Here is a 20,024-nt window from a genome sequence, read left to right on the forward strand (position 1 = left end):
CGGTGGCGAGCCCATCCTACTTACCGTCACCGTGCTGATCATATGGCCGGAGGCCGACAGGACCGGGCGCGCCGAGGGCGGCGGGCAGCGACCGAGTACAGTTGGGGAGGCCCGGATCCGCGGCCGCCCCACCCCGCCGTCGAGGAGACCCTCATGAGTTCCCCCGTGCCCGGACGCACCGACACCGCCCGCCTCGGACTGGGCTGGACCCTGCACGGCGACGGCCGCACCGTCGCCCCCGGCCAGGTGGTCACCGCCCGGCAGCGGCTGTCCTGGCCGCGCACCGTCTCGATCGGCGCCCAGCACGTGGTGGCCATGTTCGGCGCGACGTTCCTCGTGCCGCTGCTCACCGGCTTCCCGCCCTCCACGACGCTGTTCTTCTCCGGCATCGGCACGGTCCTGTTCCTGCTCATCACCGCCGGGCGGGTGCCCTCCTACCTCGGGTCCTCGTTCGCCTTCATCGCCCCCATCTCGGCGTCCACGAACCAGTACGGCCCGGGGGGCGCGCTCGGCGGGGTCGTGATGGCCGGCGCGGCGCTGTTCCTCATCGGCCTGGTGGTGCAGTTCGCGGGCACGGCGTGGCTGCAGAAGCTCATGCCGCCGCTGGTCACGGGCACGATCGTGGCCCTCATCGGCTTCAACCTGGCGCCCTCGGCCAAGGCCAACTTCATGGCCGCCCCCGTCACGGCGATCGTCACGCTGGTCTCCATCATCCTCGTCTCGGTGCTGTTCCGGGGGCTGCTGGGGCGGCTGTCCATCCTGCTGGGCGTGGTCATCGGCTACGTCACCGCGGTGCTGCGCGGCGAGGTCGACTTCTCCCGGATCGATGAGGCGTGGCGCAACCAGGGCCTCTTCGGGCTGCCGCAGTTCCAGGCCCCGGAGTTCCACCTGTCCCTCATGGGCCTGTTCGTGCCCGTGATCCTCGTCCTGGTGGCCGAGAACATCGGGCACGTGAAGTCCGTGGCCCTCATGACCGGCGACGACCTCGACCCCTATGCGGGACGGGCCATCATGGCCGACGGGCTGGCCACGGTGATCGCCGGTTCGGGGGGCGGCTCCGGCACCACCACCTACGCCGAGAACATCGGCGTGATGGCCGCCACCCGGGTCTACTCGACGGCGGCCTACTGGGTCGCGGCCGTCGTCGCCGTCCTGCTCAGCGTGTTCCCCGTGTTCGGCGCGGCCGTGGCCACGGTGCCCGCGGGCGTGCTCGGCGGGGCGGCCACGGTGCTGTACGGGATGATCGGCATGCTCGGCGTGCGGATCTGGGTGCAGAACCGGGTGGACTTCTCCAACCCCGTCAACCTCACCACTGCTGCCGTGGCGATGATCGTCGGCATCGCGGACTACACCTGGGAGGCGTCCGGTCTGCAGTTCGCGGGCATCGCCCTCGGCACGGCCGCCACGCTCGTGGTCTACCACGTGATGGCCTCGCTCGCCCGGCACCGCGGGACCGTGGGCAGCGACCCCCTCGAGCCCGACACCACGCGCCTGCCCTCCCCCCTCGGCTGACGGTCCCCCGTCCGGTGGACCTCCGCCGACCCCACGAGGGGGGTTACCCGTCGGTCGGCGACATGTGGAGGGCCTGGACGGGCCCGCCTTGGTGCCCCGGTGCCCCGGTCCTAGCGTGGGGTGCGGGAGGCCGAGCAGCCGGCCCGCTCTTTCGCTGCAGGGGGAACCATGCACCACAAGCTCTCCGTCCTCGTCCACGTGGACCTCGACGGCAGGCACGTCCGCCTGGCCGTCGCCGGGTGCCTCACGGAGCTCAGCCACCGGGCCCTGTGCCCGCTGATCCGCCGCGCCCGGACCGTGGTCCCCGGGATGGTGGTGGTCGTCGACGTCACCGCCGCCCACCACGTGGAGGACTCCGCCGTGGACCGGCTGCGCCGCTCCACGGAGCACGAGGACGCCGTGCGCGGCACGCCCCCGGTGGAGTTCGTGGTGCCCGCCGAGCTGCCGGAGCACGGCACGGTGACCCGCCTGGCCGCGTGGACGGGGACCCGCGGGCGTGCCGGCGTGCGGCCGGCCGTGCCGCTGCGGCCCCTGCCCGGGAACCGGCTCGCCGGCTGAGCCGGGGCCCGGACAGGTCCCGCCGAAGCGAGGAGGGCTCACGACCGGCATCCACGGCGCGCCCATGGCGCACCGGGCCGCCCCGGAGGTCCCCAGCGGGGAGCGCTGGGCCGAGGCCGGGTGCATGGACGCGTGCCCCGGCACCGCCCGGAGCAGCTTCAGCGCCGCACGACGAGCACGGGGCAGTGGGCGTAGGCGACGCACGCGTTGGACACCGAGCCCAGCCGCGCCCCCAGCACGCCCGAGCGGCCGTGCCGGCCCAGCACCAGCAGCTGGGCGTGCTCGCTCTCGGTGATCAGCCGCCCCGCCGGGCGGCCGCGCGTCACCGTGGTGGTCAGGCCCTCGGGGACGTCGTCGCCGAACGCCGCGGCGACCGCCCGGGCGAGGATCTGCTCGTGGCCGGCGACCAGCGCCTCGTCGTCGACGAGCAGCTCGGCGTCCAGCACAGTCGCGTCCCCCGCGCACGCCAGGGCCTCGAGCGGGGCGCCGAGGCCCCGTGCGAGGCGCGCGCCCAGCCGGAGGGCCTCGACCGAGGACTCCGAGCCGTCGACCCCCACGAGGATCCGCTGATCCGACGGTGCACTCATGACAGAACCTCCTCGTTGCGACGTCCGGCGGGCCGGCAGGCCCGCCGCTGGCAGCTCGGCCCGCGGCCCCGTCCGGCCGCGGTCAGTGGCGCACGACGAGCACCGAGCACCGCGCGTGGGAGACCAGCGCCGAGCTGACGGAGCCCAGGATCATCCCGAGCACCCCGCCCGTGCCGCGCCGCCCGACCACGAGCAGCTGCGCGCCCTCGCTCTCCTCGATGAGCCGGGCGGCTGCCTGGCCCCGCAGCAGGCGCGTGGTCAGCCCGGCGGGCCGGTCCTCGCCGAAGACCTCCGTGATCGTGCGCGCGAGCAGCTGCTCGCTGCTCGCGCGGAACTCCTCCGGCTCCACGACGCGGTAGCTCTCGTAGAGGATCGGGTCCTCCCAGCACAGGACCGCCTCGAGGGGCGCGCCCAGGGCCTGGGCGAGGCGGGCGCCCGTGCGCAGGGCCTCCTTGGACGACTCGGACCCGTCGACCCCCACGATGATGCGGCCCTCCGCCGGAACCTCGCTCATGCTGATCCCCCTTGCTCGGGGCGGGCCGCGTCCCGGCCCGCCTGTCGTCACGATGCGCTCCGGCCGGAACGCCCCGTGGTGTGGTTCAGCCGCGGGTCACCTGGATCCTGCGGGTGGCGGGCGGCTCGGTCTGCTCGACGACCGGGACGCGGACCTCCAGGACGCCGTCGTTGTAGGCCGCGCTGATGTCCTCGTCCCTGCACCCCGCGGGGAGGGCCAGGGTGCGGACGAAGGACCCGTAGCGGAACTCGGAGCGGTAGCTGCCCTTGTCCTTGTGCTCGGTCCGCTCCCGCCGCTCGGCCCGCAGGTGGAGCATGTCGTCGGCGACCGTGAGCTCGACGTCCTTGTCGGGGTCGATGCCGGGCAGCTCCGCCCGGATCACCACCGTGTTCCCGTCCCGGTACTCCTCCACCCGGGGCCACGACACGTCCGTCTCCCCCTCGAGGAGTCGGCGGAACGGCTCGAGCATCTCGAACCCCTCCCTGCGCATCAGTCCGGCCATGGCCTGGCTCCTTCCCGTTCACGCCGCTCCCCCGGCGCGGCGGCCGGGTCCGGCCGGCCGGTCCTGCCCGGCGGGGGCGGCACTGCTTCCTGCCTGGGCGCATCCAGCGTAAGACCGCCGCCGCGGTCGTGCCAGGGCCTGTGGCCAGCTGGCGGGCACATGACGCGCACGGCCCGCCCGGCCCCGCTCAGGTCCTGGATCCGCCGTCGCGACGGGACGATAATCGAGGCACCCCCGGGGCGCCGTCGCCGCCGGCTCCGGGCGCCGGGGACGTCGTGGACGGGGTGCTCGGTCGTGGATGACAACAAGGTGATGAAGATCGTCTACACCTTCTTCCTGGGGGCCCTGCTCGCCCTGTTCGTGGGCCTCGGCATCCAGACGTTCTACCCGGGCCCCGAGATGCCGGAGTACCCCGTGGAGATGGAGTACGGCGGGGGCGGGCCGCTCGCGGAGGGCGGTCGGCTCACGGAGGAGCAGCAGCAGGTGGAGCGGGAGTACAACCGGCAGATGGAGCAGTGGCAGGACGAGCAGAGCGACTACCACCGCAACGTCAGCATCGCCTCCCTGGCCGGTGCCGTGCTGCTGCTCGTGCTCAGCCTGCTCGTCGAGAGGCGCAACCGGGTGCTGACCAACGGCATCATGCTCGGCGGCCTGTTCACGCTCCTGTACGCGATCGGGCGCAGCTTCGCGTCGCAGGAGACCGCCACGACGTTCGCCGCCGTCTCGGTGGGCCTGGCCGTGGTGCTCCTGGTGGGCTACCGGCGCTTCTTCCAGAAGCGCGGCGGTCCCCCGCGGCCCCCGGCCGCGGACGCCCCGCGCCGGGAGACGACCGAGGTCTGAGCCGCCGGGGGGCTCACACGCGCACGGGCACGTCCTCGCGCACCACCAGCACGGGGCAGTGCGCGTGCACCAGGCACGCGGAGCTGACGGAGCCCAGCAGCAGGGCGCCGAAGCCGCCGGTGCCGCGGCGGCCGACCACGAGCATCTGGGCGCCCCGGCTGGCCTCGACCAGCTGCTCCCGGGGGTGCCCGCGCAGGAGCGTCCGGGTCAGCCCTGCCGGTGGGTCGTCGCCGAAGACGTCGGCCACCGCGCCGTCGAGGACGCGCTGCGCCTGCGCGCGGAAGAACTCGCTGTCGTACGTGCCGTACCCGGCATAGACGGGGGCGACGTCCCAGCACGTCACCGCCTCGAGGGGAGCCTCCAGGGCGGTGGCGATCCGCGCCCCCTCCCGCAGGGCCGTGCGGGACCACGCGGACCCGTCGACGCCCACGAGAATCCGCTCCGGTGATGTGCTCATGGTCGTGCTCCTCCGCTCGTGCCGGCGCTCACCGGCGGGACCTGGCGGCGGCCGCCCGTGGCGCGCCGCCGTCCTAGAAGCCGGTGGGCTCGGTCTCGAACTCCGGTTCCTCCGGCGGCTGCTCGTGGTGCAGGGGCCGCAGCGCGGCGGTGTCCTGGAACCACAGCAGCGCGTCGTAGCGCCCTCCCATCCGGGTGGGGACGTAGTTGCCGGCCTCGCGCCACGGGTGGTAGACCACCCCGATCGCCCGGTGCCCGTAGCGCCCGGACAGCCACGGCCCGGACCGGTCCGGGCCGAACACCAGCGCGGCCGGCTCCCCCAGCGCCTGGTGCAGCAGGTCCTCGTGGGAGCCGGGACGGGCCGCGGGGACCTCCATGACCTCCTCCGGGTCCCCCCAGGCCCCGGCGGCGATCACCGTGCCGGCGTACGAGGCGAAGCCCACGAGCACCACCCCGTCGGCGGCGTGCCGCTCCCGCAGCAGCTGGCCGACGTTGACCAGCCCGTCCTCGACCATGTCCGTGGCCCTCGCGTCGCCGATGTGGGTGTTGTGCTCCCAGACCAAGCCCTTGGACCCGGGCCCGTGGTGGGCGGCGAGCAGGTCCACGACGTCGGCCATGTGCGTGTCGCGCACGTTCCAGGACCGCCGGTCCCCGCCCACCATGGTGCGGTAGTAGCGCTCGGCGTCGGCGGCGACCATGGCGTTGAGCGCGGCGTCGAAGGCGTCCGGGTCCTCCCCGGCCCGGTCGAGGGTGCGCCGGCGCACCTCGGCGAGCAGGGCCACGACGTCGGCCTCGCAGCTCTGCGGCACGATCCGGGTGCTCCAGGCGTACTCGTGCGGGTCCTCGCGGTAAGGGGTGAAGCACTGCCACGCCTGCCGGGCCGCGGGCAGGGCGTCCGGGGCGTTGGCCTCGAGCCAGCCGATGATCTCGCGCAGGGAGTCCCACAGCGAGTAGACGTCCAGGCCGTAGAGGCCGACCCGCTCCGGCTCGGGCCGCTCCGCGTTGTGCTCCCGCAGCCAGTCCAGGAACTCGGCGACCTCCTCGTTGGCCCACATCCAGGTGGGCCAGCGCTCGAAGCCGGCCAGCACGCCGCGGGCGTCGAGGTGCTGGTCGTCCTGGCCGCGCACCCACCGGTTGAGCCGCCAGCAGTCGGGCCAGTCCCCCTCCACCCCGATCCAGGTGAAGCCGTGCTCCTCGATCAGGCGGCGGCTGAGCACCGCCCGCCACCGGTAGTACTCGTGGGTGCCGTGGGAGGCCTCCCCGATGCACACGAACCGCGCCCCGGCCGCGTGCTCCACGAGCCGGTCGAGGTCCGCCGCGCCCCCGAGGGGAGCGGCGAGGGAGCGGATCTGCGCGAGGACCTCCGCGGCCCGGGCGGCGTCCCGGGCCGCGGAGCGCCCGAGAGGGCTCACCGGGACGCTCCCGCGCGGCGCTCGCGGGCCGCCGAGAGGTGCTCGGTGAACCAGTCGCGCGCCAGCTGCGCGGCCCGGTCGAGGGTGCCGGGCTCCTCGAACAGGTGCGTGGCCCCCGCCACCACCTCCAGCCGGGCCGGGCAGCGCATCGCCTCCTGCGCCCGGCGGTTGAGCCCGAGCACCTCGTGGTCCTCGCCCCCGACGATCAGCAGCGTCGGGGCGCGGACCGCGCCCAGCCGCGAGCCGGCGAGGTCCGGGCGCCCGCCGCGGGAGACGACCGCCGCGACCGGTGACCCGGGCTCGGCCGCGGCCCACAGGGCCGCGCCGGCGCCGGTGCTGGCCCCGAAGTAGCCGACGGGCGAGTCCGCCGAGCCGGGCTGCCGGCGCAGCCATTCCGTGGCCGCCACCAGGCGGCGGGCCAGCAGCTCGACGGCGAAGACGTTGGCGCGGTCCCCCTCCTCCTGCGGCGTGAGCAGGTCCAGCAGCAGGGTGCCGAGCCCGGCCCGCTGCAGGACGGAGGCCACGTGCTGGTTGCGGGGGCTGTGCCGGCTGCTGCCGCTGCCGTGGGCGAAGACCACCACGCCCGCGCCCGGCGCCGGCAGGTGCAGGTGCGCCTCGAGCTCCGTCCCGTCGGCGGGGAGGCGCACGTCGGCGTCGACGGGGTACGCGGTGTCCACCGGGTCCGGGGACGGATGGCCGGGAGGCGGCAGCTGCGGCTGGTGCCGCCGGAGGGCGGAGTCGAGCAGCGCCACCACGTCCTCGTCCTGCGTCGCGGAGAAGTCCCGGTAGTGGTGGCCGACGGCCGTGAAGGACCGCGGCGTCGCGAGGCAGACGATCTCGTCGGCCTCGACGATCCGGGCCAGGGCGTCCTCGGAGGCGACCGGCACCGCGAGGACCACGCGGGCGGCGCCGAGCTGGCGGGCGATCCGGCAGGCCACGCGTGCCGTGGAGCCGGTGGCGATCCCGTCGTCGACGATCAGGGCGGTCCGGCCCGTGAGGTCGATCCGTTCCCGGCCCTCGCGGAACCTGGCCGTGCGGGCCTCGAGCACCGCCCGCTCGCGCTCCTCGATCCGCTCCAGCTGCGCGTCCGTCACCCCGAAGTACTGCAGGGTGCGCTCGTCGAGCACCCGGGCGCCCTCCTCGCCGATGGCGCCCATGGCGAGCTCGGGCTGGGCGGGCACCCCCAGCTTGCGGACCACGATGACGTCCAGGGGGGCGTCGAGGGCCTCCGCCACCACGTGGGCCACGGGCACCCCGCCGCGCGGCAGCCCCAGCACCACCACGTCCTGGCCGCGCCACGGCAGCAGCCGCCGGGCCAGCTGCCGGCCGGCGTCGGCACGGTCCTCGTAGATCGTCATGGCCCCATCACCTCTCCGGCGCGCCGGGCCGCGCGCCCGCCTGCGGTGATCTCCAGGGTAGGCAGGCGCGCGGGGCGGCGGAAGACCCGGGGAGCAGGTGACGGCCGCCGACCGCGCGGCGGCGCCCGGCCTGCCGCACCCGGCGGGTCAGAGGGGCAGCGGCAGCTTCTCGTCGAGCACGGCCCGGACGGCGGCGACGTCGACGTCGGCGACGGAGGGGTGCTCCCAGACGGGGGCGCCGTCCTTGTCCACGAGCACGGCGCGCACGCCCTCGGCGAAGTCGGGGCGCGCGATGGTGTCGACGGCCAGCCGCAGCTCCCGCTCCAGGCAGGAACGCACGCTGCCGTCGGCGGCGCCGCGCTCGAGCAGCTCGAAGGTGCGCACGAGCGAGGACGGGCTCATCCCCGCGACGTCCTCGGGGGCCGCCGCGACGATCTCCTCCAGGGTCCCGGCCCCGTAGCGCTCCTCGATCAGCTCCCACCTGTCGACGAGCGGGGACGGCTCGGGCTCGCGCGCGAAGCGGGCCAGGGCCGCCTCCGGTCCCTCCTCGACCACGGCGTCGGCGAGCGCCCCGAAGTCCTCGTCCGCCACGAAGTGGTCGGCCAGGCCGAGCGCCACGGCGTCGGCGCCGCCGAAGCGCTGACCGCCGAGGGCGAGGTAGCGGCCCACGGCGAGGCCGGGCTCCCCGCGGCGGCCGGGGCGGGAGACGCGCGGGAGGAACCAGGAGGCGCCGATGTCGGGGAAGAAGCCGATCTTCGTCTCGGGCATCGCCATCACCGTGGAGGGCCCCACCACCCGGTGGGACCCGTGCACGGAGATGCCCATGCCGCCGCCCATGCAGATGCCGTTCATCAGCGCCACGTACGGCTTCGGGTAGTCGGCGATCAGGCAGTCGAGGGCGTACTCGACGGCGAAGATCCGCCCCGCCTCCTCGACCTGCCCGCCGAGGACGGCGCCGCGGACCTGGCGGATGTCACCGCCGGCGCACCAGGCCCGGGGCGAGGCGGACGTGACCAGCACGTGCTCGACGCCGGGGTCGTCCTTCCACGCGTCCAGGGCGGCCTTCATGTCGTGGTACATCTGCGCGGTCAGCGCGTTGAGCTGCCGCGGGCGGTTGAGCACGATGTGCCCGGTGCCGCCACGGACCTCGGCGAGGACGTACTGGTCAGTGTCGGTCGGGTAGGTGGCGGTGTCCGTCATGGCTCCCACCCTGCCACGGGGACCGGCGGCATGTCATGGGTCACACGCGCGGCGGCGGCCACTGGCCCCGCTGCTCGAGGAGCCCGGCGAGGAGGTCGGCGCGGTCGGTGACGATCCCGTCGACGCCGAGCTCCAGCAGCTCCGCCATCTCCGCGGTCTCGTTGACCGTCCACACGTGCACGGCGATGCCGTGGCGGTGGGCGAAGTCCAGGAAGCGCGGGGTCACCAGCTCGAGCTCCGCCCCGCCGCGCACCCGGTGGCGCCGGGGGATCTGGACGGTGTCGAACGGCTCGATCCACCGGGCGGCGAGCCGCCGGGCGATCCGCCAGCTGGGCCCGCCCAGCCACGAGCAGGCCAGCAGCAGCCGCATGCCCTCCTTGCCGGAGGACGTGGGCACCGGCTCCCCCGTGAGCTCGCGCAGTCGGCGCAGCGTGCGCCGGCGGCGGCTCTCGGAGAAGGAGGTGACGCGGACGCGGTCCGTGGCGCCCAGCTCGTGCAGCAGCCGCGGCAGCGCGGCCACCGAGGCCTCGTCCTTGACGTCGATGTTGAACTTCAGCTCCGGGAACTGCGTGAGCAGGTCGCCCAGCCGCGGGATCCCGCACACCCCCGCGACCCGTTCGCAGCTGATCCGCTCCCAGGTCATGGCGGAGACCGAGCCCGTGGTGCCGGTGACCCGGTCGAGCGTCCCGTCGTGGAAGCACAGGACCACGCCGTCGCTCGTGGTGTTGACGTCCGTCTCGATCCACTCGTAGCCGAGGTCGCGGGCCGCCCGGAAGGCGTCGAGGGTGTTCTCGGCCCCCTCCCGGGAGAAGCCGCGGTGGGCGAGGGCCGCCGGGGACGCCGGCCGGTGCGCGGATGTGGTCACGGAGCCATTGTTACCCAGTGGTACCGGTTTGTCCCGCGCGTGACGCCCGGGGTCGGCGGCGCAGCAGGGCCTCGATGACCTGCGCCACGCCGTCCTGGGGGAACGGCGGGGCGGTGCGCCCCACCGCCTGCACCACGGCGGGGTGGCCGTCCGCCATGGCGTAGCCGTGGCGGGCCCAGGTGAGCATCTCCAGGTCGTTGGGCATGTCGCCGAAGGCCATCACCTCGTGCGGGCCGATGCCGCGCTCGGCGGCGTACTGAGCTAAAGTCCGGGCCTTGGTCAGCCCCTTCTGGCCCATCTCCACCAGCGGGGCGGCGACCGAGTGGGTCACGGACAACCGCCCGCCCACGAGCTCCGCCAGCGCCCGGAAGTACTCGTGGGGGTCGGCGGAGTCCAGCTTGGCCAGGAACTTCACGAGCCCCGACTCCGCCGGGACGCGCTCGCGCAGGGGACCCACCCGCGGGGCGCCGATCTCCATCCGGTCGCTGCGGGCCCAGCCGTGATCGGTGTAGACGCCCCCCAGGGTCTCGGCGGCGAACAGCGTCCCCGGGTGGCGGGCGGCGACCTCCTCCATGATCGCGAACGCGTCCCGGGCCGGGAACAGGCTGGACTCCACCACGAGGTCGGCCGTCAGGTCGTAGACGACTGCACCGTTCGAGCAGATCACCACGCCCTCGTGGCCGAGCTGCTCGCGCAGCGGGTCGAGCCAGCGCATGGGCCGGCCCGTCACGAACACCACGTGGATCCCGCTGTCCTGGGCGGCGCGGATCGCGTCGACCGTGCGGGGGCGGAAGCGGAAGTCGTGCCCCAGGACGGTGCCGTCGAGGTCGCTGGCGATCAACCGGATCGGGGCCCCGTCCCCGGGGACCTCCAGGGTCGGGCTCACGGACGCAGGGTCACCTCTCGTAGGTGGCGGTCAGGCAGGCGCGGGCGATGCCGTGGCTGAAGAGCTGGAAGTTCACGGCGGCGGGGCTGGCGGTCTCGTCGACGTCCACCCGCTCCTCGCCCACGGCCGTCACGCACACGATGTAGCGGTGCGCGCCGTGCCCGGGGGGCGGGGCCGCCCCGACGAACTCGTCGGTGCCGGCGTCGTTGCGGTGCTTCACCGCGCCCGCCGGCGGGTTCGACGCCGCGCCCCGCTCGAGGGACGTCACGTCCGCGGGGATGTTGGACAGGCACCAGTGCCAGAAGCCGCTGGGGGTGGGCGCGTCCGGGTCGAACATGGTGACCACGTAGCTGCGGGTGCCCTCGGGGGCGCCGGACCAGCTCAGCTGCGGGGAGACGTCCAGGCCGCCGGCACCCATGATGCCGGAGCACTGGCCCCGGCCCAGCGGTTCGCCGTCGACGACGTCCTCCGAGGTGAGGGTGAAGCCCGGCAGGTCGGGGAGGTCGGCGTACGGTTCGCGGTCGAGCACGGGGCTCTCCTTCCGTGGGGGTCCGTGGGTGCGGGATCAGGACGAGGGCAGCTCGTCCCTGCGGGGCAGCTCGTCCCTGCGGGGCAGGTCCGCGCCGGCCCGGGAGACCGTGACGCCGGCCGCGGCGGCGGCGTAGCGGAGCAGGTCCGTGACCTGCTCCCGGTCGAGGTCGTCGATGTGCTCCCTCGCCCGCGCGCCGGTGTAGCCGTGGTCGGCGAGCCAGCCGAGCGTCGCGGCCATGAAGGAGTCGCCGGCGCCCACGGTGTCGACCACCACGGCGCGGGCGGCGGGGACCTCCGCCCCGCGCGGGCCGGTGGCCCGGGTGCGGGCCCAGGGCCCCAGCGCGCCGCGGGTGACGAGGACGATGCCGGCGCCGGCCCTCAGCCACGCGGCGGCCGTCTCCTCGATGCTGCGGTTGGGGTAGAGCCACAGGAGGTCCTCGTCGGAGGCCTTCACGACGTCGGCGAGGGCGACGAGCTGCTCGGCGCGGGCCCGGGCCGCGGAGGAGTCCGGGATGATGGACGGCCGGCAGTTGGGGTCGTAGGAGACCAGGGCGGTGCGGTGGGCGAGCTCGACGGCGTGCCGCACCCTCGAGGCACCGGGCTCCAGCATCGCGCCGATCGACCCGACGTGCAGCAGCTCGGTCTCCGCGAGCAGCTCGGCCAGCTGCTCGTCGGAGAGGTCCAGGGACCAGTCGAGCTGGAAGTCGTAGGTCGCGGCGCCGTCGTCGCCGATGACGGCCTCGGCCACGGACGTGGGACGGGTGTCGGGGTCGAAGGGCAGGAGCACGCCGTTGTCCCGCAGGTGGGCCTCGACCTGGGCGCCGTAGGGGTCCTCGCCGTAGCGGCCGAGGAACTGCACCGCGTGGCCCAGTCGGGCGAGGCCGACCGCCACGTTCATGGGGCTCCCCCCGGCGTGCGCGCGGGGTTCCTGGCCCTGCTTGGAGACCACGTCAACGAGAGCCTCACCGATCACCGTCAGCATTCCCTCACGGTAGCACCCGGCCCCCGGCCCGGACCGTGTCGGCGGGGCGTAACGGGGCCCGTGACCGGTCCCCCCGTACGCCTAGAATGGACGACGGCAACCTGTGTGAGCCGCAGCGGCGCATGCGTCCCCGACCGCGCAACGAGGCGCGGCACGACACGGCCGGGCACGACGACGTCCCCGGCCGAGGAAGAGAGTCATCCTTGAGCACTCCCGAGAGCTGGTCCGAGCGCGAGGCGCTCGCCGAGGCCGTGGTTCCCCTGGTGGGCCGGCTGCACCGCGAGAACAAGGTGGTCCCCACCGTCTACGGCCGGTCCCTGGTCCACAAGTCCGTCACCCAGATCATCAAGGCGCACCGCTTCGCCCGCCGGATCGACGGCGCCGAGCTCCCGCTGGAGGACACCACTCGGCTCCTCGAGGCGCTGTCGGCGCTGGACCTCGGCACCTGCTCCGTCGACCTCGGCAAGCTGAACCGGCTCGCCCAGGCCTCCGACCAGGACCTCGACGCGTTCCTGCGCGAGGAGCTGGCCCCGGTCGTGGGCCGCAAGGAGCAGAACTTCCCGGAGACCCAGGACGTGGTGCTGTACGGCTTCGGGCGCATCGGGCGCCTGCTCGCCCGCATCCTGGTCAACCGCAACGACGGCACCGGCCTGAACCTGCGCGCCGTCGTCGTGCGCAAGAAGCCCGGCAACGACCTCGTCAAGCGGGCCTCCCTGCTGCGCCGCGACTCCGTGCACGGGAAGTTCGACGGCACGATCACCGTGGACGAGGAGAACAACGTCATCACGGCCAACGGGGTGGCGATCCAGTTCATCTACGCGAACGACCCCGCGGAGATCGACTACACCGCCTACGGCATCGACAACGCGATCGTCGTGGACAACACCGGCGTGTGGCGCGACGAGGCCGGGCTGTCCAAGCACCTGCAGGCCAAGGGCGCCGCCAAGGTCCTGCTCACGGCCCCGGGCAAGGGCGACCTGAAGAACATCGTGTGCGGCGTCAACGACCACGTCATCGACCCGCAGGACACCATCCTCTCCGCCGCGTCCTGCACCACCAACGCGATCACCCCGGTCGTGAAGGTGCTCAACGACAAGTACGGCATCAAGCAGGGCCACGTCGAGACGGTGCACTCCTACACCAACGACCAGAACCTCATCGACAACTGGCACAAGGGCGACCGCCGCGGCCGCTCCGCCGCCCTGAACATGGTCATCACCGAGACCGGCGCCGCCAAGGCCGTGGCCAAGGCGCTGCCGGAGATGGCCGGCAAGCTCACCGGCAACGCCATCCGCGTGCCCACCCCGGACGTGTCCATGGCCATCCTCAACCTGCAGCTCGAGCAGGCCCCGGAGTCCAAGGACGCGGTGAACCAGTACCTGCGGGACGTCTCGCTGAACTCGTCCCTGCGCAAGCAGATCGACTACACCGACTCCCCGGAGGTCGTCTCCACCGACTTCGTGGGCTCCCGCCGCGCCGGCGTGGTGGACGGCCTGGCCACGATCGTCAGCGGCAGCTCGCTGGTGCTCTACGTCTGGTACGACAACGAGTTCGGCTACTCCTGCCAGGTCGTGCGCGTGCTCGCCCGGATGGCGGACATCGCCATGCCGCAGTTCCCCGCCGAGCGGGTCCCGGCGGGGGCACTGTCCAGCTGACCGGCGCCTGAGGGCTCCCGGCGCCCAGGGGCCGTCTCCCGTGGGGAGGCGGCCCCTCGGCGTGTCCCGGGCCGGGGCCGGGGCAGCCCCCGGGCGGCGGTCCCCGCCGGTGCCGCCGGTAGGTCTCCGCCGGTGCCGCCGGGCGGTGTCAGCCGGTGAAGAAGGCCCCGGCGACGGCGCCGAGCGCGGCGACGTCGTCCACGTGGCACAGCTCCCGGGCGGAGTGCATCGACAGCAGCCCGATCCCGACGTCGACCGTGCGGATGCCCAGCCGGGCGGCCGTGATGGGCCCGATCGTCGAGCCGCACGGCACCCGGTTGTTGGAGACGAACTCCTGGTAGGGGACGCCGGCGCGCGCGCACGCCTCGGCCCAGATCCCGGCGCCCACCGCATCCGTGGCGTAGCGCTGGTCGGCGTTGATCTTCAGCAGCGGGCCCGCTCCGGGCTCGGGCGTGTTCACGGGGTCGTGGTGGCCCTGGTAGTTGGGGTGCACGAGGTGACCGGCGTCCGCGGACAGGCACACCGAGGCCGCGAGCGCGCGCCGGTGCTCGGCGTCCGTGCGCCCGAGGGCCGCGTCGACGCGCGCGAGCACGTCCTCGAGGAACGGCCCGGCCGCCCCGGAGCGGGTGCCGGAGCCGATCTCCTCGTGGTCGAACGCGGCGAGCACCGCGACGTGCGGCCCGGCCTCGACCGCCTCCGCCTCCCGGACCAGGGCGCCGAGCCCGGCGTGGACGGAGGACAGGTTGTCCAGCCGCCCCGAGGCGAACAGCGCCCCGTCCTTGCCGAAGACCGCGGGAGGCTGCGAGTCGGCCAGCACGACGTCGTAGCCGAGGATCCGCGCCGGGTCCACGGGCCCGTCGGCGGCGTGCTCGGCGAGCAGCGCCAGGACGTCCGCGTCCTGGGCCGCCCCGACGCCCCAGACCGGCTGGACGTGCTGCTGCCGGTCGAGGGCGAGGCCCTTGTTGGCCTCCCGGTCCAGGTGGACGGCCAGCTGCGGGATCCGGGCCACGGGGCCGGTGGCGGTCAGGTGCTCGACCGGCGCGCCGTCGTCGCCGCGCAGGACGAGCCGCCCGGCCATCCGCAGCTCCCGGTCGAGCCAGGAGTTCAGCAGGGGCCCGCCGTAGACCTCGACCGCGGCCTGGTGCCACGTGTGGGTGGTCGTGGTGGGGCGGGGCTTGAGCTTGAAGCTCGGCGAGTCGGTGTGCGCGCCGAGGATCCGGAAGCCCGCCGCGGGCGGGAGGTCCGCGGGCGTGGCCCAGGCGATGATCGCCCCGTCCCGGACCACGTAGCGCCGTCCGCGCACGCCCGGGGTCCCGGGCCCGGACCAGTCCGCCGCCTCGTCGAGCCGCTCGAACCCGGCGCTGTCCAGCCGCGCGGCGGCGGCGTGGGCGGCGTGGAAGGAGCTCGGCGAGTCCAGCACGTAGCGGCCGAGGTCCTCCACGACGGTCAGCGGGTCGGGGGCGGGGGTGCGGGCGCTGGGATCCATGCGGTCAGTCTACGGAAGGCGCTCCGGCGCGGGCTGCGGCGCGGAGGGGTGCCCGGGCCCCGCCCAGTGCCCGGGGCACGCGGGCGGGCCGGGGCACATCCAGGCGCCGGGAGGGACCGGCGCGGCGGGCACGGGACCCCAGCCGCCGGTCAGCGGCGGGAGCGGCGCGGGCACCGTCCGGGTCACCGCGACGCCGTGCTTCCGGGCGAGGCGGACCACCAGGACGGCGTAGACGACGTCGAAGACCACGGTGAGGGCCGCCGCCACCCAGGAGGACTCCGTGGCGTTCGGGTCCGCCCAGCCGACGGCGGCGAGGAGGGTGACGACGACGTTGTTGGCCACGTGCAGGCCGATGGCGGCCTCGAGCCCGCCGGTGCGCCAGCTGAGCCAGCCGGCGACCACGGCCATGACGGCCACGGAGAGCAGCCCCCAGACGTCGTAGAAGTGCGCGAACGTGAACAGCGGCACCGGCAGCAGGACGGCGAACACGGGCCGCCGCACCCACCGGCCCACGGTCTGGAGGAGGTAGCCGCGGAAGACCAGCTCCTCCGCCGCGCACTGCAGCGGGACCACGAGCACGACCATGGCAAGGATCAACCCGAAGCCCTCGACCGGCTGCGGGGCGGAGAGCTCCCCCAGCACCAGCAGCTCGAACAGGCTGACGGCGCCGTAGCCGATCACGTAGATGGTCAGGGCCACGGCGAGCGTGCGCGCCAGGAAGGCCCAGCGCAGCCGCCCGGTCACCGACAGCAGCAGGCCCACCGGACGGGGGCCCATGACGAGGCGGGCGAGGAGGATCGCGGGGATCATCAGGACGATCGAGAAGAACATCATGAAGAAGACCGCCGGGTCCATGACGTCCAGCGCCAGGGGGTCGGCGAAGAGGTCGTCCAGGGCGTCCTGGCCGCGGGTGCTCATCACGCCCACGGCCCAGACGACGCCGAACACGACGGTCACCAGCAGGTAGACGGCACCGAAGACGACGAGCTCCACGAGCGGTTTCCACCACCGGTGCTCGGGGTCGGCGTGGCCGAGCCGGTGGAAGGGCAGGAGTCGGGGGCCGGCGTCGCGGCGGCGGTGGTCGCCGTCGTCGGACACCGGGCCCCAGGGGGCGGTGCGCAGGGTCATGGCTCCACGCTAGCCGCCCCGGCGGCTTCCCGGCAGGAATCGGACCCGTGGACCGGCTCCGTGCCCGGGCAGGGCCCGTGCGTCTCCGGTGCCGGGCTCAGCGGGCGTAGCGGTCGACGAACGCGGCGAGGATCTTCTCCGGCTCGGTCACGGGCGGGCCCGAGCGGATCCGGTCCTTGACGTGCTCGGCGTCCTCCGCCGGGAAGTAGCCGTGGTCCTTGTAGGCCTCGATCCGGTTCAGCAGCGCCGGGGCGTCGAGCTCGGGGTGGAACTGGGTGGCGTAGAGGTTCTGCTTGACCCGGAACATCTGCACGGGGCAGCCGGTGCCGCTGGCGAGCAGCACCGCCGAGGGCGCGAGCGTGCGCGTGCCCTCCTTGTGCCCCACGAAGCCGTGGAAGACGGGCGGCAGCTCTCGCAGCAGCGGGTCCCGCCGCCCCTCCTCGGTGAGGGTCACCTCGATGACGCCGATGTCCTCGCCGTGGGCACGGTCGACGACCCCGCCCTGGTGGGTGCCGAGCGTCCCGACCCCGTAGCAGGCGCCGAGGAAGGGGAAGTCGCGGGCGACGACCTCGTCGAGCAGCTCCCGCATCTCGGCCTCGGCCCGCCGCTGCACCTCGGACTTCAGCTCGGGCGGGTCCGAGGAGTTGAAGGGGGAGCCGCCGATGATGACGCCGGAGTAGCGCTCGAGGTCGACGGGGGGCATGGGCCCGGACTCCAGCCGGACCCGGTGCAGCCGGCCCTCCCGCAGGCCGCTGAAGCGGAGGACGGTCTCGTACTCCTCGTCCGCGACGTCGTCCTCGGCACGGGTGGCGAGCAGCAGGAACGGTTTCATGGCGTCCATCCTATTCAGCGCCGAGGTCCTCCCCTGCCACCTCTGACGAGGTGCCGAGCCCCCACACCGCCGGGCTCAGTTGCGCCGGGCCCCCACGGTGCCTGCGATTCCCCACGATGGACCGTGGGGAATCGCAGGCACCGTGGGGGCCCGGCAGGATGGGCTGGGGGCTCGGCAGGGGATCAGGGGGTGATGCGCTCCCGGTGCGCGTACGCGTTGAACGAGCTGCCCCGGCTGAAGCCGAGCAGGGTGACGCCCGCCTGGTCGGCGAGGTCCACGGCCAGCGCCGAGGGCGCCGAGACGGCCGCGAGCGCCGGGACGCCCGCCATGTACGCCTTCTGGACCAGCTCGAACGAGGCCCGCCCCGAGACCTGGAGCACGGTCGAGCGCAGGGGCAGCAGCCCCGCGCGCAGCGCCCAGCCCACGACCTTGTCCACGGCGTTGTGCCGGCCGACGTCCTCGCGCACGCACAGCAGCTCGGGCGCGGCAGGACCGGCCACGGCGGCGTCGTCGGGAAAGCGGAAGAGGCCGGCGGCGTGGACGCCGCCGGTGCTGGAGAACAGTTTCTGCCCGGTGCGCAGCCGGTCGGGCAGGGCGAGCAGGGCGGGGACGGGCAGGCGGGCGGGGTCGGCGGCGGGGTCGTGGGAGGAGACCTTGGTGACCGCCTCGATCGAGGCCGTACCGCAGACACCGCACGACGACGACGTGTAGACGTGCCGCTCCATGGAGGTGTCCGGCAGGGCGACTCCCGGTGCGAGCCGCACCTCGACCACGTTGTAGGTGCGCTGGCCGTCCGGGCCGATGCCGGAGCGGTAGTCCATCTGGGAGATCTCCGCCATGGAGCGCACCACGCCCTCGGAGACGAGGAACCCGGCCACGAGGTCGAAGTCGTTGCCGGGCGTGCGCATGGTGACCGTGAACGGGCTGCCGTTGAGCCGGATCTCGAGGGGCTCCTCCCCCGCCAGGGTGTCCGCGCGGCCCGCGGCGGTGCCGTCGGCGGTGTACCGGTGCACGCGGCGGCGCTGGGATGCTCGGGTCATGGTGGTCCTCCGGTCCGGGTCCGCACGGGGCACGGACCCTTCCCGGAATCCTAGGCCCGCGCGCAGAGGACGGCCGAAACACGGTAATTACCCATCAGTAACGTCGGGTGAAGTGGGGACAGTCCAACACTGTTCATTTTCATAGACTTTCGTCTAGTGTTGACGTGTCAAGGGATGACGCCGGCAGAGCTGCCGGACGATTCCCTCCGGCGACTCACCGCCGGTCCGCGGCTCCGCGCGCTGCAGCGCGGTCGTCGCACCGGGACCGCCGGCCCCCTCGATCAGGGGCCGTCGCTCCCGGCGCTCACGCGGACACCGCACGGAACGCCCGGCACGACCTGCGCACTGATCCCGCGCAGTCCTCCCTCACCGCTCTCTCGCAAAGGCACCCCCATGAGCACTGCACCGCAGAACCCCCTGTCCCCGTCCGGCCCGGAGGCCGGCAAGAACCGCCGCGCCGGCAAGGCCGTCCTGGCCGGCGTCGTCGCCGTCGGACTGCTCGCCGCCGGCGGGGGCACCTTCGCCAAGTGGTCCGAGGAGCACGCAATCGCCTCCGACGACATCGTCCGGGCCGGCGAGCTGTCCATGACGGCCCCGAAGGTCTCCTGGACCGACGGGCAGGGCAAGCCGATCGACGTGAGGTCCTACCGGATCGTCCCCGGAGACACCATCCAGCTCCACGCCTCGACCACGATCACCGCGGTGGGCGACACCCTCAACGGCAGCCTCGAGCTGAAGCTCCCTGCCGCGCTCGAGGCGGAGATCAAGCAGCTCGACGAGGCGGGCTACGTCGACTACGACGTCACTCTGAGCCGCAACGACAAGACCAAGTCCGCCGACGATTCGTACCCGATCACCGACGCCGACGACGGAACCACCGTAGAGGCCGTCGCCCAGTTCACCTGGGACGCGCAGAAGACCACGGGCAGCGCCGGCGAGCGGGTCACCCAGGCGATGGCCGGCACCAGGCTCGTCCTCGCGCAGCAGTAGCCGCGCCGGGCTGGGACCAGCCCGTCGAGGCCGTGGGACGGTGCCACGCCCCGCCCCACGGCCTCCCCACCCGTTCCTCGTCTCGTCCCCCAGAGGCCCCCATGACGCCCCGTCCCTCCTCCCGGCTCCCGGTCCTCCGCGCCGCCGCAGCGGCCGTGCTGGCCGTGACCCTCCTCAGCAGCGGTATCGGCACCGCGGCACGGTGGTCCGACGACGCACCGCTCGAGCTGCAGGCCATCTCCACCGGAGTCCTCGACCTGCGGCTCGACCCGGCCCGGATCGTGCTGGAGCACACCGACCTGGCGCCCGACGCCGTCGGCACGGTCCGGACGCAGACCGTGCCCGTGGACGTCACGCACCTGCCGAGCCTGCCCGGCCTGGCTCCGGGCGACACCGTCGCCGTCACGACCCGCGCGCATCTCGATGTCGAGGGCACCAACCTGGCGGCGAGCCTCGTGGTGGACCCCGGAGTTCCTGCCGGCAGCCCCCTCACCACGGCCGTCCGTGCCGCCCCGGAGCTCGGCGCCCCGGTCGCGCCCAACACCTGGTCGGTCACCCCCGCCCACGGCGGGGCGTACGACGTCACGGTCACCTACCGCGTTCCGCTCGACGTCCCCGGCCCGCAGGCCGGCGGCACACTGGGCACGCCCCGCCCGACCGTCACTCTCGCGCAGATCTGACCCCAGGAGT

21 protein-coding genes are annotated in these 20,024 nt (G+C 74.1%); 6 read left to right on the plus strand and 15 right to left on the minus strand.

Features of this window, described 5'->3' with window-relative positions; all coding sequences use genetic code 11:
- Positions 1-153 precede the first annotated feature (153 nt).
- Positions 154-1,512, plus strand: coding sequence for a uracil-xanthine permease family protein (locus M3185_RS08610; RefSeq protein WP_251333252.1), 1,359 nt, complete (start codon positions 154-156; stop codon positions 1,510-1,512).
- Between the two features lie 168 nt (positions 1,513-1,680).
- Complete coding sequence (locus M3185_RS08615) at positions 1,681-2,070, plus strand: hypothetical protein (protein WP_251333253.1); 390 nt, start codon at positions 1,681-1,683, stop codon at positions 2,068-2,070.
- A gap of 158 nt (positions 2,071-2,228) precedes the next feature.
- Here the strand turns inward: M3185_RS08615 and M3185_RS08620 are convergent, their stop codons facing one another.
- The 3 genes from M3185_RS08620 to M3185_RS08630 all read right to left on the minus strand — a co-directional run bounded on the left by M3185_RS08620 (position 2,229) and on the right by M3185_RS08630 (position 3,673).
- Positions 2,229-2,657: a universal stress protein gene (locus M3185_RS08620; RefSeq protein ID WP_251333254.1), complete on the minus strand. Its 429-nt coding sequence runs from the start codon at positions 2,655-2,657 to the stop codon at positions 2,229-2,231.
- Between the two features lie 82 nt (positions 2,658-2,739).
- A complete protein-coding gene (locus M3185_RS08625) occupies positions 2,740-3,171 on the minus strand; it encodes a universal stress protein (protein WP_251333255.1) in 432 nt (143 codons plus the stop codon).
- A gap of 85 nt (positions 3,172-3,256) precedes the next feature.
- Positions 3,257-3,673 carry an Hsp20/alpha crystallin family protein gene (locus tag M3185_RS08630; protein WP_251333256.1) on the minus strand — a complete coding sequence of 139 codons (417 nt, stop codon included), beginning with the start codon at positions 3,671-3,673 and terminating at the stop codon, positions 3,257-3,259.
- A gap of 294 nt (positions 3,674-3,967) precedes the next feature.
- Between M3185_RS08630 and M3185_RS08635 the strand changes: the two genes are divergently transcribed.
- On the plus strand, positions 3,968-4,513 hold the full coding sequence (locus M3185_RS08635) for a hypothetical protein (RefSeq protein WP_251333257.1): 546 nt from the start codon (positions 3,968-3,970) through the stop codon (positions 4,511-4,513).
- Between the two features lie 13 nt (positions 4,514-4,526).
- On the opposite strand, the gene M3185_RS08640 is transcribed toward M3185_RS08635, so the two are convergent.
- The 8 genes from M3185_RS08640 to M3185_RS08675 form a co-directional block, all read right to left on the minus strand.
- Complete coding sequence (locus tag M3185_RS08640) at positions 4,527-4,970, minus strand: universal stress protein (RefSeq protein WP_251333258.1); 444 nt, start codon at positions 4,968-4,970, stop codon at positions 4,527-4,529.
- Positions 4,971-5,043: 73 nt separating this feature from the next.
- Complete coding sequence (locus M3185_RS08645) at positions 5,044-6,381, minus strand: erythromycin esterase family protein (RefSeq protein WP_251333259.1); 1,338 nt, start codon at positions 6,379-6,381, stop codon at positions 5,044-5,046.
- Entirely contained in the window at positions 6,378-7,739 is a 1,362-nt protein-coding gene (locus M3185_RS08650) for a phosphoribosyltransferase (protein ID WP_251333260.1), read from the minus strand. The genes M3185_RS08645 and M3185_RS08650 overlap by 4 nt, the downstream gene beginning before the upstream one ends.
- 147 nt (positions 7,740-7,886) lie before the next feature.
- Positions 7,887-8,939 (minus strand): enoyl-CoA hydratase/isomerase family protein, encoded by a 1,053-nt coding sequence (locus M3185_RS08655; RefSeq protein ID WP_251333261.1) that lies wholly within the window; start codon positions 8,937-8,939, stop codon positions 7,887-7,889.
- Positions 8,940-8,979: 40 nt separating this feature from the next.
- Complete coding sequence (locus tag M3185_RS08660; RefSeq protein ID WP_251333262.1) at positions 8,980-9,804, minus strand: glycerophosphodiester phosphodiesterase family protein; 825 nt, start codon at positions 9,802-9,804, stop codon at positions 8,980-8,982.
- 10 nt (positions 9,805-9,814) lie between these two features.
- Positions 9,815-10,690 (minus strand): HAD family hydrolase, encoded by an 876-nt coding sequence (locus M3185_RS08665; protein WP_251333263.1) that lies wholly within the window; start codon positions 10,688-10,690, stop codon positions 9,815-9,817.
- 10 nt (positions 10,691-10,700) lie between these two features.
- Positions 10,701-11,219 carry a YbhB/YbcL family Raf kinase inhibitor-like protein gene (locus M3185_RS08670; RefSeq protein ID WP_251333264.1) on the minus strand — a complete coding sequence of 173 codons (519 nt, stop codon included), beginning with the start codon at positions 11,217-11,219 and terminating at the stop codon, positions 10,701-10,703.
- Positions 11,220-11,255: 36 nt separating this feature from the next.
- On the minus strand, positions 11,256-12,203 hold the full coding sequence (locus M3185_RS08675) for a carbohydrate kinase family protein (protein ID WP_251333265.1): 948 nt from the start codon (positions 12,201-12,203) through the stop codon (positions 11,256-11,258).
- Positions 12,204-12,406: 203 nt separating this feature from the next.
- On the opposite strand from M3185_RS08675, the gene M3185_RS08680 reads away from it, so the two are divergent.
- Positions 12,407-13,858 (plus strand): glyceraldehyde-3-phosphate dehydrogenase, encoded by a 1,452-nt coding sequence (locus M3185_RS08680; protein WP_251333266.1) that lies wholly within the window; start codon positions 12,407-12,409, stop codon positions 13,856-13,858.
- A gap of 148 nt (positions 13,859-14,006) precedes the next feature.
- On the opposite strand, the gene M3185_RS08685 is transcribed toward M3185_RS08680, so the two are convergent.
- The 4 genes from M3185_RS08685 to fdhD all read right to left on the minus strand — a co-directional run bounded on the left by M3185_RS08685 (position 14,007) and on the right by fdhD (position 18,344).
- Entirely contained in the window at positions 14,007-15,344 is a 1,338-nt protein-coding gene (locus M3185_RS08685; RefSeq protein WP_251333267.1) for a M18 family aminopeptidase, read from the minus strand.
- 9 nt (positions 15,345-15,353) lie between these two features.
- A complete protein-coding gene (locus M3185_RS08690; RefSeq protein ID WP_251333268.1) occupies positions 15,354-16,472 on the minus strand; it encodes a CPBP family intramembrane glutamic endopeptidase in 1,119 nt (372 codons plus the stop codon).
- A 97-nt stretch (positions 16,473-16,569) separates the two neighbouring features.
- Positions 16,570-17,304, minus strand: coding sequence for a glutamine amidotransferase (locus M3185_RS08695; protein WP_251333269.1), 735 nt, complete (start codon positions 17,302-17,304; stop codon positions 16,570-16,572).
- A gap of 182 nt (positions 17,305-17,486) precedes the next feature.
- Positions 17,487-18,344 carry a formate dehydrogenase accessory sulfurtransferase FdhD gene (fdhD, locus tag M3185_RS08700; protein ID WP_251333270.1) on the minus strand — a complete coding sequence of 286 codons (858 nt, stop codon included), beginning with the start codon at positions 18,342-18,344 and terminating at the stop codon, positions 17,487-17,489.
- Between the two features lie 393 nt (positions 18,345-18,737).
- Here fdhD and M3185_RS08705 point away from each other — a divergent pair, with 393 nt between their 5' ends.
- Entirely contained in the window at positions 18,738-19,334 is a 597-nt protein-coding gene (locus M3185_RS08705; RefSeq protein WP_251333271.1) for an alternate-type signal peptide domain-containing protein, read from the plus strand.
- Between the two features lie 101 nt (positions 19,335-19,435).
- Positions 19,436-20,014, plus strand: a complete 579-nt coding sequence (locus M3185_RS08710) for a hypothetical protein (protein ID WP_251333272.1) — start codon at positions 19,436-19,438, stop codon at positions 20,012-20,014.
- Positions 20,015-20,024: the final 10 nt, after the last annotated feature.

The sequence above is a fragment of the Kocuria rosea genome, assembly GCF_023715525.1.
In the GTDB taxonomy this organism is placed as follows: Bacteria; Actinomycetota; Actinomycetes; order Actinomycetales; family Micrococcaceae; genus Kocuria; species Kocuria rosea_A.